General features: G+C 62.4%; 1 pseudogene. It reads right to left on the bottom strand.

Annotated features, from left to right (window positions below):
- Positions 1–266: pseudogene (locus tag KVT37_RS32275) on the bottom strand (mechanosensitive ion channel family protein); the annotation flags it as partial.

Genomic DNA, 266 nt, shown 5'->3' with positions numbered 1-266 from the left:
AACACCGTGCCGATCACGGTCAGCAAGGCGTTGAGGAACGTCCCGATATCGCCACGCAGAACGGTGTAGTAGTAGAAGAAGAACACGGCCGAGGCGAAGAAGGCGCCACGCGCCGCGGTCGGCAGCAATGTCGACCAGAAGGCGTCGGAAAGCCGGCTGAGATAGGATGGCTCTTCAACGGTGGGATCGGCCTCGAAGATGCGGCCGAACAGGCGCTTGCCCCCGATGAAAAGCACCGCCGCAAGCACCAGCGCCATGAACGTCGC

The sequence above is a fragment of the Mesorhizobium sp. GbtcB19 genome (assembly GCF_019091085.1).
GTDB lineage: Bacteria > Pseudomonadota > Alphaproteobacteria > Rhizobiales > Rhizobiaceae > Mesorhizobium.
Note: the sequence above shows the minus strand (reverse complement) of the source record. Positions and strands in the feature narration are given on the sequence as shown.